The sequence below is a fragment of the Microcoleus sp. T3_B1 genome, assembly GCF_036700445.1.
Classification (GTDB): Bacteria; Cyanobacteriota; Cyanobacteriia; order Cyanobacteriales; family Microcoleaceae; genus Microcoleus.
Genome location: NZ_JAUBOX010000003.1, coordinates 13,303 through 29,345, shown reverse-complemented (window position 1 = coordinate 29,345; position 16,043 = coordinate 13,303). Strand labels below are relative to the sequence as shown.

Sequence of the window (16,043 nt, the reverse complement as noted above, 5' to 3'; positions counted from 1 at the left end):
ATGGCTAATGTGAAAAACGTTTCAGCTTCTATTTGTCCCGTTCCGCAAGAACAGCGGCCGATCAATGAATACCAAGAACTTAAAGAATCCTGGTTTTTTAGCTGGGTAACACTCAATTGGCCCGGATACCTGGCAAAACTAGCTTGGGTGTGGGCTTGGAGTTGCTTGGTATCGGTGCCGATAGCTGCTTCTAGCTTTGCTCCTGTCAAGTATCCAGCTCAGTTTGTCCTCAGCGGTGCCGCAGGTGCCAGTTTTATTCTAGGATTAGCTTTGCTGCGGCTCTACTTGGGTTGGTTCTACGTGCGATCGCGCCTTTCAAATCCCACGGTCGTCTACGAAGAGTCTGGCTGGTACGATTGTCAATCTTGGCCTAAAACTCCCGAAGTTTTGCTTCAAGACCAGTTGATTGTCAACTACCAACTAGAACCAATTCTCAGGCGTCTGCGGCAGACATTTTATGGTTTGACAGTGTTGCTGGTTGCCGGGGGACTAACTTGGAGTTGTTTGTAATCGGGAAGGGAAGGGAGTTTTGAGTTTTGAGATTGCCGCCCACAGCCAACGCCGGCACACTCCCGTGCATGAGTCAGAAACGATCGCAGAAAGATTAACTTTATAACTCGTAACTGGCAGCTCGCAACTCAAAACTTCCACCGGCCTCAATCTAAAATCTAAAATCTAAAATCTAAAATTGATATGACAAGGGGAAAACGAACCCAAGCTCCCGAACTGGAAGTCACACTGCTGCGCGAAGGTATTGTGGAATCGAGGCACCGCGCCCAGGCCGCTGTCTGCGACAACCGCGGGCGCGTTCTGTCTGTTGCTGGTAACTCGGAAACGGCCTCATTTGTCCGTTCTTCACTCAAGCCTTTTCAAGCTTTGGCGGTGACGGGGACTGGCACTTTAGAACGCTACGAATTGACCGATCGAGATTTAGCGATTATTTGCAGTTCCCATCAAGGTACGATCGAGCAATCGCGCCAGGTATTTAACGTCCTGTGGCGCTGCGACATTGACCCCTCTAAACTTCAATGCCCCATTCCCGAAGGCAAAAAGAGCGCCCTGCAATACAATTGCTCCGGGAAACACGCCGGAATGCTGGCTGTCTGTCAGCAACTGCACTGGCCTCTGGACACTTATTTACGCCGCAAACATCCTGTCCAGCAGCTTATTTTGGGCAAAGTGGCTGACTTGCTGGCAATGCCTGCCGAAGAGTTTATCAGCGCTCGCGACGACTGCGGCGCTCCTACCTATCTGTTGCAGTTGGGGCAAATGGCGTCTTTGTACGCTCAGTTAGCCTCCGGCAACAATGTGGATATGGAGCGGATTGTCCGCGCTATGACTCATCACCCGATGATGGTTGCCGGTGAGGGCAAATTTGACACGGAACTGATGCGCTTGACTCAAGGGGAATTGGTGAGCAAGTCCGGCGCCGAAGGGGTGCAGTGCATTGGCCGCGTGGGCGAAGGCATGGGCTTGGCAATTAAGGTGACGGATGGAGGAAAGCGTGCTCAATTTGCTGTGGCGATTCACTTGCTCAAGCAGTTGGGGTGGATTACTCCGACGATCGCCGAAACTCTGGCGGAAACTTACCTCACTCTGAGCGAATTCAAGCGATTGGAGGTAATCGGGGAAGTTTCGATGCTTTAGGGCGATCGAGACTCGCTCGCCGATTTCAGCAACCCCTCCCACAATCTAAAAAGTTTTTTTGATGGAGGGGTTGCAATTTTCAGAAAGATATGTTTATATTAGTAAAGAGACAAAAAGCGACGCGGGATAGAGCAGCCTGGTAGCTCGTCGGGCTCATAACCCGAAGGTCAGTGGTTCAAATCCACTTCCCGCCACCAACTTAAATAAGACAAGCCCCGGCATCCTAAAAGTTGCTGGGGTTTGTTTTATGCCGTCTGTTTGATGCCGTCTGCGATCGCCTCTTCGACAGATTGAAAACAGTTTATTTTAGTCGGCAACAAAAATGAGGACACAACAGTGTTGTGTCCCTACTGTATATTTGTATTTTTCTAATTGGGACAAAATAAGACCCACCCTTAACCTAAACACTGAACCCTATACTTTCCGACGACCGTTTGTGCAAGCTTTATTTGTTAAAAAATTGCAATCCGATATCCCTATTTTTTAAATCAGGATTGTGAACTACCAGACGCTGACCACTTAAGTGGTACAGCGCTGGCTTCCTGATTCAACGGGGCGGGGCGTCCCACAAAACCGAAGTTTTACCAGATCGACTTACATCCCCTCCACAGGCAGAAGCGCTAGTTCCTAACGCCAAAATCCGCAAGGCTTCATTTCTAATATTGGTTGCCGCGTTTACGTCACGATCGTGGTGAGTACCACAATGCTGACAACTCCATGCTCTAATATCAAGAGTGAGATTCTCAACTCGATTTAGACATACATGGCAAGTTTTAGAACTCGGAAACCATCTATCGATTTCGACATATTGCTTTCCTTCGCTCTGGGACTTGTACTTGAGCATGGTACAAAACATACCCCAGCCAGCATCACTAATAGCTTTGGCTAGATTATGATTCTTTACCATGCCTTTGATGTTGAGATTTTCCACTGCAATAACTTGGTTTTCGTTAACTATCTTGCGGGATAGCTTTTGTAGAAAATCTTCCCGGCATCGGGCAATCTTGGAGTGAACTTTTGCCACCGCCCGTCTTGCCTTTTTCCTGTTTTGACTGCCTTTCTTTTTGCGAGAAAGCTTTTGCTGCTTACGTTTTAGGTTCCGCTGACGTTTAACAAAATGCTTGGGATTGCCAAACTTAGAACCATCACTGGTAATCGCAAAATGAGTCAACCCGACATCAATGCCAATAGCTTTACCTGCTGGGACGGATTCAGGCTTTTCTTTCCCGTCGTCAGTCAAAACAGAAATAAAGTGTTTGCCGTCTGGGTTACGAGACACGGTAACGGTCTTGATGTCGCCCTCGAAATCACGGTGCCGCCGACAGAAAACTAAACCAATTTTAGGTAAATTAATATAGTCACCGTCAAATTTGACATTTTGAGGATAACTGATCGACTGCCTGTCGTGCTTGGCTTTGAATTTGGGTGGCATCGCCCTCTTGTCAAAGAAGTTTTTGTAGGCAGTAGATAAATTCAATGCAACGACCTGCAAGCATTGAGAATAGGGTTCTTTCAACCATTCGTATTCTTTCTTGAGTGCAGGGAGCAAACCTTGTATGTATGCTCTCGATAGTCCTTTCCCGGTATTCTTGTAAGTTTCTTGACACAGATTCAAAGCATAATTCCAGAACCATCTCGCACAGCCAAAAGACTTTGCCAGCAAGACATCTTGCTCATCTGTGGGATAAATTCTGTACTTGTAAGCTTTATACATTTATCAGGAGTGCAGAATACCGGTAAAAATATCATACGCGCACAAAAACGATATTGATTCGCTGTCGCTCAATTTATTTTCTGACTCATTTTCATCCCGACGCTCACCTTCGGTAGAGCGCGGGACTTCCCATTCGCATTAGTTAAATTGCTAAGTTGGCTGAGCTTCCATCCAATCAAAAATCAGGTTTAATTGTTCCAGTGTTACTAACCCGTACTGCCACAGAACCATCGGCAGTTCGCTGGCATCTTGTTCACCGTGTCGGAGAGCAACGGCGATCGCAGAATTCGATATTGCCAACTCTCCCCGCAAATAATCGATCAGTTGAGCCTTTCTCATCACCTTCACCGCCTGTTTTATGCGCTATTGTAAAGATATGTAGCTAATCAGTCTGTATCGGAAGTTTAATTGGTCTAATCTTAGGTTCACAAAAAAGAACCCAGTGTGATGGAAACCGCACAAAACTTGTGATAAAACTCAGATAAAAAAGCGATCCCAGTCACAAGAACTGGGAGAATCAAAAATAGGGTTCCGCGATCGCTCGCTTCAAATGAATTCATTTAAAATTGCTAAAGTCCTAGCAGAAGCTGAACTCCCGCTTCTGTACCGCTGTCGGTTTGTTTTGGAGGTAAAGGATTTCCTTGACGCTGGGCGTCCGAAGGAGTAGTAATAAATTCCAATGGGCCCTCGATTTTGAGGCGAAATGTGTCGCCCAAGCTTCTTTCCCTTCTAGCAGAATTAGCCGCCGTTTCTGGTTCACTAATCAAGTTTTGGTAGTCCGAGTCTAAGGTTCTGTCCTCCACAGTCCTCAACGAGTCGCCTGATAAAGTCGTTTCCGAATATTGGGGCGCTGGTTGCAGTCTTTGTTGCGCGAGAACCGCCGGCGTCAAACCGATAAAAATTGAGCTCAGTCCGAGAGCAGTGCCAAGAGTAGCAATAACTGCGTTCATCATCCATGCCTCCGCTAGTTGCATCCTACTATGCTGATTGTACCCAGTCGCAATTAAGTTGTACTCTATCAAAAGTAGCTGCTTGTGGAGATATCAATTGCAGTTGCTGTGAAAACTTATAACTTTGGATACCGTTATCGGAAAAATAAAACTGACGCAGCCACCGGGTTGAAACGCCAAAATACGTCATTTCAGGCACGAGTCAACCAAAAACTCGATTGGTTTGATTAGCGCGCGTCAGGAGTGGAAAAATAGTTAGTGCTGGACGCACGGGCGGCGATCCATCGGTTGTTTTTCACGAAAATAGTTCGTTGCAGACCGCCAAAACGCTAAAAAAACCTGGTTTGAGATACCTGTTCAAAAAAAAATGCAACGGCCGGCAAATTCTAAACCCTTACAGAACCAGTCTTTCTGAATTCTTTAATTCTGGAATCTCAAATCTATAATAGTATGAGCGTGTAGAGTGAGTCCAGGATTGATACGCATTCATCTCGATTGCCCCTGTTCTCAAAGCGGACGATCGCGCTAAGATGGCGGTGGCAGTCGTTAAAAATTCAGTTGCCAGCGACCAATTCCGAACTCTTAACAGCACTTGGCCTACTAAAACCATCTCAACTTCAAAACCGGCGCTCATCAGGCTGTACTTTACCGAAATGTTCGGGGTTCGTAATATTTCTGCTTCATCATGCCAATCAGATATTTGACCGACCAAATTTTAAAAATGTCAGGCAAAGTGCCAATTCGCATCGTCCTTGTTGTGCCTTTTGCCCTCCAGACTTTCGCGGCGGTAGGGTTGACGGGGTGGCTGTCGCTGCGGAACGGGCGCATAGCCGTCAACGATGTGGCCGCACAACTGCGGACAGAAGTCACATCGCGTATCCAGCAACATATTAATAGTTATATTGAAACGCCACACCAAATCAATCAGCTCAATCTCGATGCCATCCGTCTCGGCATTGTGAACCTGCAGGATAGTGAGAGTTTGCAACGCTACTTCTACAAACAAATCAAAATTTTTGATAAAATTAGCTACATTCAATTCGCATCCGAAGAAAAAGATTTTATTGGAGTTGAACGCCTCGACGACGGCAAGTTGCAAGTTCAGATTTCTAATCCATCTACTGGCTATAATTTGCATAGCTACGCGCTGTCCGAGTTCGAGGAACCAACCAAGCTATTAAAAACTACTCTCAACTACGACCCCCGTGTCCGACCTTGGTACATAGCTCCGGTGCGCGCAGGCAAACCGACTTGGAGTAAAATCTATAATTTTTTTGACGCTCCAAAACTAGCGATTACGGCTGCTCAACCAGTTTATGGCGATGATGGTAAACTGATTGGCATCCTGGGTTCTGACTTGGCCCTTGCCAAGCTCAATCAATTCTTGGAAACTCTAAAAATTGGGAAATCAGGACAGACTTTTATTGTAGAAAGGTCTGGGCAATTGGTGGCAAATTCTACTAGGGAACCGCCATTTATTGTTAGCAATGGTGTTGCGAAACGGATTGTGGCAACGAGCAGCAAGAATGTTCTCATTCGATCGACCGCCCGCTATTTGACAGAACACTTCGGGGATTTGCACAAAATTGACAGATCTCGCCAGTTAGATTTTACGATCGACGGTCAACGGCAATTTCTACAGGTGACGCCGCTTTTAGACAGCAGGGGCCTCGACTGGTTGATTGTGGTGACGGTTCCTGAAGCCGATTTTATGGAAAGGATTCATGCCAACACTCGGTATACTGTGGTGATGTGTCTGGGTGCTTTGGTGCTGGCAACGGCGATTGGCGCTCTGACTTCTAGGTGGATTGTTGTACCGATTCGGCGTCTGAGCAAGGCTGCGGAGGCTTTGTCCCGGGGAGAATGGGACGGGATGGTGGTAGATTCCCGGTTGATGGCGTCTGTAAACCGGGAGGATGAGGTGGGTGTCCTGGCTCGCTCTTTTAATATGATGGCCGCTCAATTGGAAGAGTCGTTTACTACTCTCGAAGATCGGGTACAATCTGCGATCGCCGACAAAAATGAATTAATTATTTCTCTGAAAAACTCGCAGCAAAAACTGGCTCTCCATCTTCACCAAACTCCTTTGGGAGCGATTGAATGGAATCTAAACTTTGAAGTAGCGGAATGGAATTTGTCAGCGGAAAGAATTTTTGGATACAACCGCTTGGAAGCAATGGGATGCCACGGAGTCGATCTCATAGTTCCTGAAAGTGCTAAGGAGTATGTCAGGCAACTATCTATAACTTTGCTGACTAATACAGGAGGAGTTACCAGCCTTAACGAGAACATCAGAAAAGACGGCAAAATAATTCTGTGCGAGTGGTACAATACGACTTTGGTTGATGCTGACGGCAGCATCATCGGAGTGGCATCGCTGATTCAGGATGTGACTGAATTTCACAGTGCTGTGGAGAAGTTGCGGGCCAGCGAGGAGCGGTTTCGCCAGTTGGCAGAAAATATTCATGAGGTATTTTGGATTAGAGAACCCAATCAAAAGCAGCTAGTTTATGTGAGTCCGGCTTGCGAGAAAATATGGAATGTGAGCTGTCAGAGTTTGCAGTCAGAAGCGGAGGCTTTTTGGGATGCTATTCACCCGGAGGATGTCGATCGCGTCAAGGCTGCTTTTGAGAAACAGGTGCGGGGCGATTATGATGAGGAGTATCGGGTAGTGCGCTCGGACGGTTCAGTTTGCTGGGTGCGCGATCGGGCTTTTCCAGTCCGCAGCCAAACCGGAGAAATTTACCGCATCGTCGGTATTGCTGAAGATATTACCCAGCGAAAATTAGCAGAAGAATTCCAAAAAGTCGCTCAAACTGCTCAAGCTGCAAACCAAGCCAAAAGCGCCTTTTTAGCTAATATGAGCCACGAATTGCGAACTCCCCTCAACGCGATTATTGGTTACAGCGATATGCTCAAAGAAGACGCCGAGGATTTAGGCTGCGAAGATTTTATCCCCGACTTGCAAAAAATTCAAACAGCGGGGAAACACTTGCTATCTTTAATTAGCGACATTCTAGATATTTCTAAGATTGAAGCGGGGCGGATGGAACTTTACTTAGAAACTTTCAACCCGGTTAATTTAATTGACGAGGTAGTTTCTACTGTCAAACCCTTGGTAGATAAAAATTCTAATAAGTTTGAAGTTGATTGTGCTGAGGACTTGGGAATGATGTATGCGGACATTACCAAAACTCGTCAAATATTGCTCAACCTGCTGAGCAATGCAGCCAAATTTACGGAACATGGCACTATTACTCTCTGCATTGAAAGAGTTAAACATGACAGCTTAACCACTCAAGAAATAGCAGAACCTTCCGACTCAATAATTTTTCGCGTAGCTGATACGGGCATTGGGATTCCCCCCGAACAATTGCAGCATTTATTTCAAGCATTTATGCAGGGCGACGCATCAACTACCCGCAAGTATGGCGGCACGGGTTTGGGATTGACTATTAGCCGTCACTTTTGCGTGATGATGGGTGGTGATATGCAGGTTGAAAGCGAGTTAGGTTGCGGTTCGGTTTTTACTGTGTGCTTGCCGGCCCGCGTTGAATTATTGGTCAGCAGTTAGTCTTGCTATCCGGGAGGCAAGTGTTATATCATTTCCGGTAACACCGGAATGATGTTGACTGTTGACTGTTGACTGTTGACGCCGTGAACAGTCAACTGTTAACGCCGTGAACACTGAACTCGAATTTACTATTCCGATGAAGAGTGGATTTGATCTTACACAAGAAACCAGGTTTATTGACAAAAAACCTACGCTTTTAGATAATTTATGAGCAATAAACCAAGGTGATGATAGGATGCAGCCTCAGTCTTATTCTAGTTAATTCGCCGTTTCTGCCGCCCCAAAAGTTGAGCTGTTAATACGCCGCCGACAAAGCCAAAGAAATGCGCTTGCCAGGAAACTCCCGGCTGCGAGGGCAAAACTCCCCAAATTAAACTGCCGTAGAAGAAACCGACAATTAAAGATACCAAAATAGATGTAAAGCTGCGTTCAAAATAGCCCCGTAGCAGCAAGAAGCCGAAGTAACCAAAGATTAATCCGCTGGCACCAATGTGAACGGAATAGGGCGCGCCAGTCAGCCAAACTCCGAATCCGCTGACTAGCACAGTGACGGCACTCACAATAAAAAAGTCGCTAATTTCTCGCAGCATTATCAACCAACCCAATGTCACAAAAGGGAGGGTATTGGCGGCTAAGTGAGCAAAACTGCCATGCAGAAAAGGCATCAACAGGATGCCTTGAAGTCCGTCGAGGCTGCGGGGGCGGACTCCGTAGGCATTCAGCCTGCCTCGGAACAGGAATACATCGACAATTTCGATAATCCAGAGGAGGGAGACGAAGCCGCCGAGAATGGCGGCGTGGCTTTGCAATTCGCGGGTGATAGCTTTGGTTTCTGGGTTGCTCATGGGTGGTGAGGGCGGTGATACCGATTATTTCTCATTGTATGAGTTTCTGAGCGATCGCGAGCAAAGATAGTTGGGTCAAGGTTTCAGGGTTTTTTGCAGCAGAGCTTATTTAGAAATATTATAAGTTTTATTAAAAGTTCCGCATTTTCACGTATAGGATAATTCACCTGGATGCGTCACAATTGTAATTGAACTACAAAAGGAGAGTCAACCGAAGGTTGAAGCTAAAACGTAGAAGACAGAATTTTTACCCTATCAATCAATTGTTGGGCTTGAAATGAGGACACTTTTTAGAGCGCACACCGTCTTTTAAAAAATCAGGAACTACTTTTCTCGCCCTAAGTCATAAATTTAAGAAGTTCAATCCGGTAAAGCAAAACGAGATGCTGTAGATACTGATTGTAGATAATATCGCACAAGCTCTACAGAGAGTTCTTGGCACCTCGTTATAAAAGAGGAAGAGAGCAAAATGAACGTATTTGAGCATACAGTCTCCTACCGAACTCTGCCACATTGGGTAGGATTTGGCAAACAAGAAACCGCCGTTAATGTCGCTACAATTTCTCAACCTTACGGTCAAAATCCACACTTTGACCCCTTGCATCCGCTAAAACAATGGCTTGATAACACTGCAATTAAAAGTCAAAAGTTGGCTCGGTTGCTGTGTAAGTTTATTCCCAGCCAGTGTCCGTTTGAGCGAGAAGTCAAAATTGGCGATCGCACTTTATTATCCATTCCGCCGCTGTGCAAGTTAAATCCGCTTTACGAGCAAGTGGTTGGGCTGCGCTTTCGAGCTTTGTGTTATTTGGCGGACGAGTGTGGCGAAGATGTAACTCCTTATTGTTAATTCTGCAAAAACTTAAATTTTTCACTGTCTTTTCACCCTCCCTTCTCCTTGTTGGGGAGGGTTTTTGTTTTGTGCAGGCTTTCCGGGATAAAAAGTGCGCTCAATTTCTTGATCGTCGAGTAAATCAGCTTTAAATCCCTTCTTTTTTTATTGATATTTACCTCAAGGGTAGTTGTTTGGGAGGTTTTGGTGGTTCGCCTCTTGCGTAACTTTATTGGGTAATCTCCCAAAAGATGTACGGTTCTGCCCCCGCCACAGCGCTATGAGCTAGATACCATTAGAAAAGTGTCAATCGATTTTAGATTTTAGATTTTAGATTTTAGAGGCGACCCCAGGGATAAATGCGGGGGCTTGAGGATTTTCGATTTTCGATTTTGGATTGGTTCCACGGATAAATCACGTGGCGGGTACCACCTTTGAAATTCTTGGTCAAGGACATCACCAATCTATGTAGGTTGAGCAGTGGAGTGGGGCAACCCACAATTAAAGTTCAGGTTTACTCCCCACATTTTTTACAAAATTGATATATTAGTAATTTGGGCAAATATTTAAGCGATTTCAAGAATATAACTAACACTAAATGTCAAAATCACGAACTCGGTAATTACCGGGTACAATTTATCAAATATTTCAAGAATATAACTAATACAAAGTGTTGAAAAAAACGTTTTTTGCCGTAATTATTGCGCTTTTATCTTTTATGGTTGCACTCATCCTATCAGCTCAAAGTTCTGAGGCTGTCAATGAACTATATGTATTTGGGGACAGCCTTTCGGATATGGGAATGGTGTTTCGATCGAGCGGGGGTCAATATCCGCCTCGTTCGACTTACTTTCAAGGGCGTTACTCGAATGGTAAAGTTTGGGTAGAGTATCTTGCCGATCGCCTAAAGTTGCCGCCTGAACGAGTCACTAATTTAGCCTATGGAGGTGCAACAACGGGGAGCGATCGCAATAGCCTTGTCCCTGGTGTGTTAGCTCAAGTTCAGTCATGGACTAAATCCCAAAAACAGGCAAATCCTCATGCGCTGTATGTACTGTGGGCGGGTGCAAATGACTATTTGCAGGGGGTAAATAATGCGAATGTTCCCGTTGAAAATGTGGGGAGGGCGATCGCGTCTCTTGCTGATGTGGGTGCCAAAAATATCCTGCTGGCAAATTTACCAGATTTGGGGCAGTTACCGGCGACGCGAACAGGCGCTAATTCTGCAAGGCTGACTGCATTAACACAAGCACACAATCAGGGTTTGAGGCGAACAGTTAAGGTATTAAGTCAACAGCATTCTGACTTAAAGATTGCGACTCTGGATGCTAATGCGCTTTATCGGGAAGCGATCGCAAACCCGGCTAAATATGGCTTGACTAATGTGACGAGTGCGTGTTTATCGGGTGGAGGTGTTTGTGGTAGTCCCGATCGATTTTTGTTTTGGGACGGCATTCATCCGACGACTGCCGCACACAAAATTTTGGGGGAAGCAGCATCCGCAATTGTGCAGGAGAGCGGGATGATTAAATCTGGATTGGGGACGCTTCGGTAAACCATTTTAAGGCTCGACGGGCGCCACAAGACCGGGATGCTCCCTTGGAGTAGAGGTTGACATGATTTTTTGCATGAGAGCAAGATTGGCTCATCTGATATTGTAGAAATTTCTCTCGTGGGCGATCGCACTTTATTATCCATTCCGCCACTGTGCAAGTTAAATCCGCTTTACGAGCAAGTGGTTGGGCTGCGCTTTCGAGCTTTGTGTTATTTGGCTGACGAGTGCGGCGAAGATGTAACTCCTTATTGTTAATTCTGCAAAAACTTAAGTTTCTCACTGTCATTTCACCCTCCCTTCTCCTTGTTGGGGAGGTTTTTTTTATTTTGAGATTATTCGGCGGTTGAAACCTGTTATATCAATTCCGGTTGCACCGGAATTATTGTTGACTGTTGACTGTTGACTGTTGACTGTTGACTGTGAGTCGAAAAACTGAATGGTTGAGTGTTAACTGTTGACTCGATTTTATTATTCCGATGCAACCGGAAACGATATTAACCTCAAACTCAAATGTGGCGAAGCGCCGGTCATTTGAGATCGAGGTTAAATTAGACAAACTTTCGTCTGCCTCAGCAGACAAGCCAGATATTCTGTTAGAGCCCCGGCTTTTTGAAAAAGTCGGGGCTCTAAAGCCCGATCGCATTTAAATACTAAAGGGAGCGAATCACTCGTTGTTCGAGAATGCGTTTGCCTTTGTTATAAATACTAAGGCTAGCTCCTGTAACGATGTAATCGTAGGCACCATTTGTGGCCACGTAACCAGTCCCCTCTTCAGTACGAGCACGCAGGGCGATTGTGCTGCCGTTACTCTTTTTAACGCCGTAGTAATATAGTTGATTGGCGTGGTTATAGCACAGATAAATCCGAAAGTTGCTGGTCTCGAAATAGTTTGCCAGTGTCTGTCTTTTGCGAGCACAAAAATCTCTAACCTGTTTTTGGGGAGTGGATACATTAGCTATTTGTATGGTTTCAATCGGAGACTGAGTGCGAGACGCTGTTGGTGCAGTGCTTGTGTTCGATTGTCCTAAAGCTAAGGTTGCCGCTGGATTGCTGGCAAATAGCATTAAACCGAGTAAGCTGGTTTGTGTGAGTCTTGCTGTGAAGTTCATAAGTCATTCCTTTAAAATATGTTGATGCGTCTAATCTAGGTAAGTTGGATTGATGAGGGCGAGCGAACAGTACAGTTTTCACAATTGGCCTCAAGGAGGAAATCCTGGGATGCAATTTCCGTTTCCCCTGAGAGATGGCACTATTCTCAATAAGCTTTTAGGGGCAGGCTAGAAGCCCGCCCCACAATAGGATTGAATGTATAGTCGAAAGCTGGTTACTGAGAATGATATTTTTATGGGAGTTTCCCTGCAACTGAGTAGCCGGCGGACAATTAAATAACTGGCACTTTCGATTGCTGATAGGACTTATGCACTAACAGGCGATCGCGAGGACAAAGCAGAGAATGATTTTAAATATTGGGCGCCAACTGCGGGCGCTGATGCTAGTTTTCATCAATTTCGATAAGTGCGATCGCGCGACACGCCCCCGTAACCCACGAGGGAACTGTTTACGTGTCGCTTTTGGGATCTTCAGGCCCAGAGGGTACTTCTCCCCTTTGTTGGGCTTCCAATAAAGCCGTTTCCACGAGAAAGGCTATCAGGTTAGCCGTGGATCTGCCTTGCTTGTCAGCCCATCGATCCAAAGCTTCATATACGTAATCAGGAAAGGTAACGTGAACGCGCTTGCTCAATGTAAATGTTTGTTTGTTTGCCAACGCTCTTAATGGTACAAGCTTACGCTCCCGATCGTGTTGTTACCCTATTCTTAAAAATCTACTGACACATATTTGGGCTTATTATGTTACAATTCCTCTAATCCCATCAAGGCTCAGTCAAAAGCCAGTCCGATGCTTTCCGAGGGCTCAGGACTGGCTATGGCTCCAATTAACAAGGAGATACACCTATTATGCCGTATGAGAAACGTCTCAAGCCGTGGATCGTGGTTCGTTTGCTTCCAAATCTACAAAGGGTCGTTATCGGTCGCTTTCGCAGTTGGTCAGATGCAGAGGGTCATTTGCGAGTTCTCCAACAACTGCTTCCCGCGGCTCGATTGACCTTAGTTTTCGATCCAATCGATTAATTTTGGTTGCGAGTTGATAAGCGTGCGATCGCCCTTAGTTGAAAGAGGGCGATCGTAGATGTTGGAATCTTATCAAAAACAGGCTTTCCGGCCTGTTCCCCAAAGAATGGTTTTTGTTGTGGGGTGTAGGGGTTGGGCAGGAGAGCCCGCCTCTACTTTCGGGCAATGTTAAACTGGACGCAAAATATCAATTGAGTTGGGAAAAAAACCGTGACAGCTATTCTACAAGCAACAGAACAGCCAACAGCACAGCGCTACTTCACTCCCGAAGAATATCTAGCCCTGGAAGAAGCAGCAGAGTATAAAAGTGAATATCGCGACGGAGTAATTATTCCTATGACAGGTGGAACTACGAATCACAATCAAATCGCTGGAAATATTTATATCGCATTAAGTCTTGGCCTCAAAAAACAGGACTATAGAGTGTTTTTCGGCGACGTGCGTCTGTGGCTGCCGAAAAAGCGAACTTATACTTATCCCGATGTGATGGTAATTCCGGGGACACCTGAGTATTTCAATAATCGCCAGGATACGGTGATGAATCCTCAAGTGATTGTGGAAGTTTTATCGAAATCTACGAAAGCTTACGATCGCAGCGATAAGTTTAAGTTTTATCAAACGCTGCCGACATTTCAAGAGTATATTCTGATTGACCAATCTCAGGTTTATGTAGAACAGTATTGTAAGTTGGCAAACAAGCGGTGGTCGTATAGTCAGTACGATGAGGAGGATGCGGCGCTAGTTTTGAATTTCTTTCAAGTTGAAGTAGCGCTGGCTGATGTCTATGAGAAGGTGGATTTTGAGGCGGAAAATGAGCCAGAAGAAAGCGGGGAGGAATAAGGGCGATCGCTTTCTTGGAAATGCGGGTTATCATTTAAGTGAGCGATTCCCTACCCTGCGGGAACGCTTCGCGAACGGGATAGCTTCGCACGCGCGTACTCAAAAGAAATATTTGTTCAACATCCTTGCGGGAGAACATCAACATGACAGGCACTTTGCAAACAACCGAGCAACGTTACTGCACAGAAGAGCAATATTTAGCACTGGAAGAAACAGCAGAGTACAAAAGCGAATATCTCGACGGCGAAATTATTCCTATGACAGGCGGATCTACGAATCACAATCGGATCGCAGGAAACGTTTACATTGCTTTAAATTTCGCTCTTCCAGAACAAGAGTATGATGTCTTCATCGGTGACGTGCGTCTGTGGATACCAAAAGTGCGACTGTACACTTATCCCGATGTAATGGTAATTTTTGGGCTACCTGAGTACCGCAACAATCGCACAGACACGATTACCAACCCTCAAGTTATTGTGGAAGTTTTATCAAAGTCTACTAAAAACTACGATCGAGTTGACAAGTTTACATTTTACAAAACTATTCCTTCTTTTCGAGAATACATTCTGATTGACCAAACAAAAATCAAAATCGAGCAGTATTCTAAGACCGAGAATAAAAGATGGTTGTATAGCGAGTATGATGAGGAAGATACGGCATTAGTGTTTAATTCCTTTCAGCTAGAAGTTCCTCTATCTGCTATTTATAAGAAAGTGAGTTTTGAGCAAGTTGAGCAAGAAGATAGTCAAAATGAGGAGTGAGAGCGATTCCCTACCCTACCCTACGGGGAACGCTTCGCGAACGGGATAGCTTCGCACGCGTACTTGGTTTGAAAAGGGCGATCGCTCATGCCTGGTGTTAATACCAATTCTCCAAACTCTTGCAACAATTATGAGTTTTTGGTTTGTTTACGCTCACGCTTCAGGTAAGGTGCGTCGCTTGGAGATTGTCGCTCTTTTTTAGGATTGGCAGGTGGCGACGCACCCTACAGCTACTGTTGCATGAGTTTTGAGAATTAGTATAAACTGAATCTAGCGGTAGTGTTAAGCAAGGAAAAAATAGCCGTGATACCTATTCAAGAACAAATTGTTGACAAACTGAAAAATTTCTCTGAAATCGAACTGCAAGAAATCCTCAACTTTGCTGATTTTTTGTTATGGCAACGGAGGAAGCAGGAAGTATCTTCACCACGCGAGGAAACTGGCAACAGCAAACCAGCAAATATGGATGAAGAGTGCGAAGTTCATTATGTTGGTGGAGTTTTAGTCGTCAAAGCATCATCAGTAAAAACTGAATAGCTTTCATTCGTAATTACCAAGTAAATCAGCTTTCAATTGTTCTAGAGTACCGCGCTTGGCATTCCCGGCTTTGAACGCGGTTAGGGTTTCTCTAGCATTTCTAGCAATTTGTTCGCGACGATTTTTAATTATTATAGCAAATTTTGTCGTGGGCGATCGCACTTTTATTTCCCTGCCTCTAAACACTATCTAAACATTCATGTTTCCCGGACTCAAACTCCCGCCGCTTTCTACGCTGCAACAGCGCATCTATGGCTGGATTGATCGTTTCCTGAACTTCTCCATTTTCACCGTGAATTACCACATCAAGCCATTGAGCTTTTGCAGAACCCACTGCATATTTAAACGCTGCTTCCTGAGTGGGAAATACCTTTTGACTTGACTCTACATTTTCCTCTGTCACCGCCCACCCATTGGGATGAGGTGTTACGTGCAGTTTGCGGTTCAATTCCTTCAATACCCGCTGGCGCAACCCAATTAAAGTAATGCCGACAATAGTTTCACTATCCTCATGATAGCGGGCGATCGCGCCATCGCTAATGTCCACAGCTACAGCTTCGCGCGGTTCTCCCAGCGAGAGATATAGAACATCCGCTTCTTTATCGTAGAAACCCGTAATAGTTGTGGAATCTTCGAGAATCTTTACTGTTTTATCCATATA

At 45.4% G+C, this 16,043-nt stretch carries 17 protein-coding genes, 1 tRNA gene and 1 pseudogene; 10 read left to right on the top strand and 9 right to left on the bottom strand.

Annotated features, from left to right (window positions below; genetic code table 11):
* From QT990_RS02590 to QT990_RS02580, 3 genes are all read left to right on the top strand, one after another.
* Positions 1 to 510 (top strand): CGLD27 family protein, encoded by a 510-nt coding sequence (locus QT990_RS02590; protein ID WP_333321612.1) that lies wholly within the window; start codon positions 1 to 3, stop codon positions 508 to 510.
* Positions 511 to 693: 183 nt separating this feature from the next.
* A complete protein-coding gene (locus QT990_RS02585) occupies positions 694 to 1,647 on the top strand; it encodes an asparaginase (protein WP_333144243.1) in 954 nt (317 codons plus the stop codon).
* Between the two features lie 120 nt (positions 1,648 to 1,767).
* Positions 1,768 to 1,844: transfer RNA gene (locus tag QT990_RS02580), tRNA-Met, on the top strand.
* A gap of 350 nt (positions 1,845 to 2,194) precedes the next feature.
* Here the strand turns inward: QT990_RS02580 and QT990_RS02575 are convergent.
* The 4 genes from QT990_RS02575 to QT990_RS02560 form a co-directional block, all read right to left on the bottom strand.
* Complete coding sequence (locus QT990_RS02575) at positions 2,195 to 3,361, bottom strand: RNA-guided endonuclease TnpB family protein (protein WP_333144244.1); 1,167 nt, start codon at positions 3,359 to 3,361, stop codon at positions 2,195 to 2,197.
* 150 nt (positions 3,362 to 3,511) lie between these two features.
* Positions 3,512 to 3,700, bottom strand: a complete 189-nt coding sequence (locus tag QT990_RS02570) for a DUF2949 domain-containing protein (protein ID WP_333056627.1) — start codon at positions 3,698 to 3,700, stop codon at positions 3,512 to 3,514.
* Between the two features lie 230 nt (positions 3,701 to 3,930).
* The gene (locus QT990_RS02565) at positions 3,931 to 4,314 is read right to left on the bottom strand and encodes a hypothetical protein (RefSeq protein ID WP_333300828.1); all 384 of its coding nucleotides are present in this window, start codon (positions 4,312 to 4,314) and stop codon (positions 3,931 to 3,933) included.
* A gap of 391 nt (positions 4,315 to 4,705) precedes the next feature.
* A complete protein-coding gene (locus QT990_RS02560; protein WP_333144246.1) occupies positions 4,706 to 4,945 on the bottom strand; it encodes a hypothetical protein in 240 nt (79 codons plus the stop codon).
* Positions 4,946 to 4,996: 51 nt separating this feature from the next.
* Here QT990_RS02560 and QT990_RS02555 point away from each other — a divergent pair, with 51 nt between their 5' ends.
* Positions 4,997 to 7,885 (top strand): PAS domain S-box protein, encoded by a 2,889-nt coding sequence (locus QT990_RS02555; protein ID WP_445305431.1) that lies wholly within the window; start codon positions 4,997 to 4,999, stop codon positions 7,883 to 7,885.
* Positions 7,886 to 8,139: 254 nt separating this feature from the next.
* Here the strand turns inward: QT990_RS02555 and QT990_RS02550 are convergent, their stop codons facing one another.
* Entirely contained in the window at positions 8,140 to 8,730 is a 591-nt protein-coding gene (locus QT990_RS02550) for a rhomboid family intramembrane serine protease (RefSeq protein ID WP_333408645.1), read from the bottom strand.
* 469 nt (positions 8,731 to 9,199) lie between these two features.
* Between QT990_RS02550 and QT990_RS02545 the strand changes: the two genes are divergently transcribed.
* The 3 genes and pseudogenes from QT990_RS02545 to QT990_RS02535 form a co-directional block, all read left to right on the top strand.
* The gene (locus QT990_RS02545; RefSeq protein WP_333144249.1) at positions 9,200 to 9,577 is read left to right on the top strand and encodes a Mo-dependent nitrogenase C-terminal domain-containing protein; all 378 of its coding nucleotides are present in this window, start codon (positions 9,200 to 9,202) and stop codon (positions 9,575 to 9,577) included.
* Between the two features lie 700 nt (positions 9,578 to 10,277).
* Positions 10,278 to 11,114: an SGNH/GDSL hydrolase family protein gene (locus tag QT990_RS02540; RefSeq protein WP_333300832.1), complete on the top strand. Its 837-nt coding sequence runs from the start codon at positions 10,278 to 10,280 to the stop codon at positions 11,112 to 11,114.
* Positions 11,115 to 11,234: 120 nt separating this feature from the next.
* Positions 11,235 to 11,369, top strand: a pseudogene (locus tag QT990_RS02535) (Mo-dependent nitrogenase C-terminal domain-containing protein); the annotation flags it as partial.
* Between the two features lie 395 nt (positions 11,370 to 11,764).
* On the opposite strand, the gene QT990_RS02530 reads toward QT990_RS02535, so the two are convergent.
* Both QT990_RS02530 and QT990_RS02525 read right to left on the bottom strand, forming a co-directional pair.
* Positions 11,765 to 12,223, bottom strand: a complete 459-nt coding sequence (locus QT990_RS02530) for a hypothetical protein (RefSeq protein WP_333144251.1) — start codon at positions 12,221 to 12,223, stop codon at positions 11,765 to 11,767.
* A 449-nt stretch (positions 12,224 to 12,672) separates the two neighbouring features.
* On the bottom strand, positions 12,673 to 12,855 hold the full coding sequence (locus tag QT990_RS02525; protein WP_333144252.1) for a ribbon-helix-helix domain-containing protein: 183 nt from the start codon (positions 12,853 to 12,855) through the stop codon (positions 12,673 to 12,675).
* Between the two features lie 599 nt (positions 12,856 to 13,454).
* On the opposite strand from QT990_RS02525, the gene QT990_RS02520 reads away from it, so the two are divergent.
* The 3 genes from QT990_RS02520 (at position 13,455) to QT990_RS02510 (ending at position 15,382) form a co-directional block, all read left to right on the top strand.
* Complete coding sequence (locus tag QT990_RS02520; protein WP_333144253.1) at positions 13,455 to 14,084, top strand: Uma2 family endonuclease; 630 nt, start codon at positions 13,455 to 13,457, stop codon at positions 14,082 to 14,084.
* A 143-nt stretch (positions 14,085 to 14,227) separates the two neighbouring features.
* A complete protein-coding gene (locus QT990_RS02515; RefSeq protein WP_333144254.1) occupies positions 14,228 to 14,845 on the top strand; it encodes a Uma2 family endonuclease in 618 nt (205 codons plus the stop codon).
* Positions 14,846 to 15,148: 303 nt separating this feature from the next.
* The gene (locus QT990_RS02510; RefSeq protein ID WP_333144255.1) at positions 15,149 to 15,382 is read left to right on the top strand and encodes a hypothetical protein; all 234 of its coding nucleotides are present in this window, start codon (positions 15,149 to 15,151) and stop codon (positions 15,380 to 15,382) included.
* 3 nt (positions 15,383 to 15,385) lie between these two features.
* On the opposite strand, the gene QT990_RS02505 is transcribed toward QT990_RS02510, so the two are convergent.
* Together QT990_RS02505 and QT990_RS02500 are read right to left on the bottom strand one after the other, a co-directional pair.
* The gene (locus QT990_RS02505; RefSeq protein WP_333308376.1) at positions 15,386 to 15,568 is read right to left on the bottom strand and encodes a hypothetical protein; all 183 of its coding nucleotides are present in this window, start codon (positions 15,566 to 15,568) and stop codon (positions 15,386 to 15,388) included.
* Positions 15,561 to 16,040 (bottom strand): DUF2188 domain-containing protein, encoded by a 480-nt coding sequence (locus QT990_RS02500; RefSeq protein WP_333144257.1) that lies wholly within the window; start codon positions 16,038 to 16,040, stop codon positions 15,561 to 15,563. Before QT990_RS02500 ends, QT990_RS02505 begins: the two co-directional genes overlap by 8 nt.
* Positions 16,041 to 16,043: the final 3 nt, after the last annotated feature.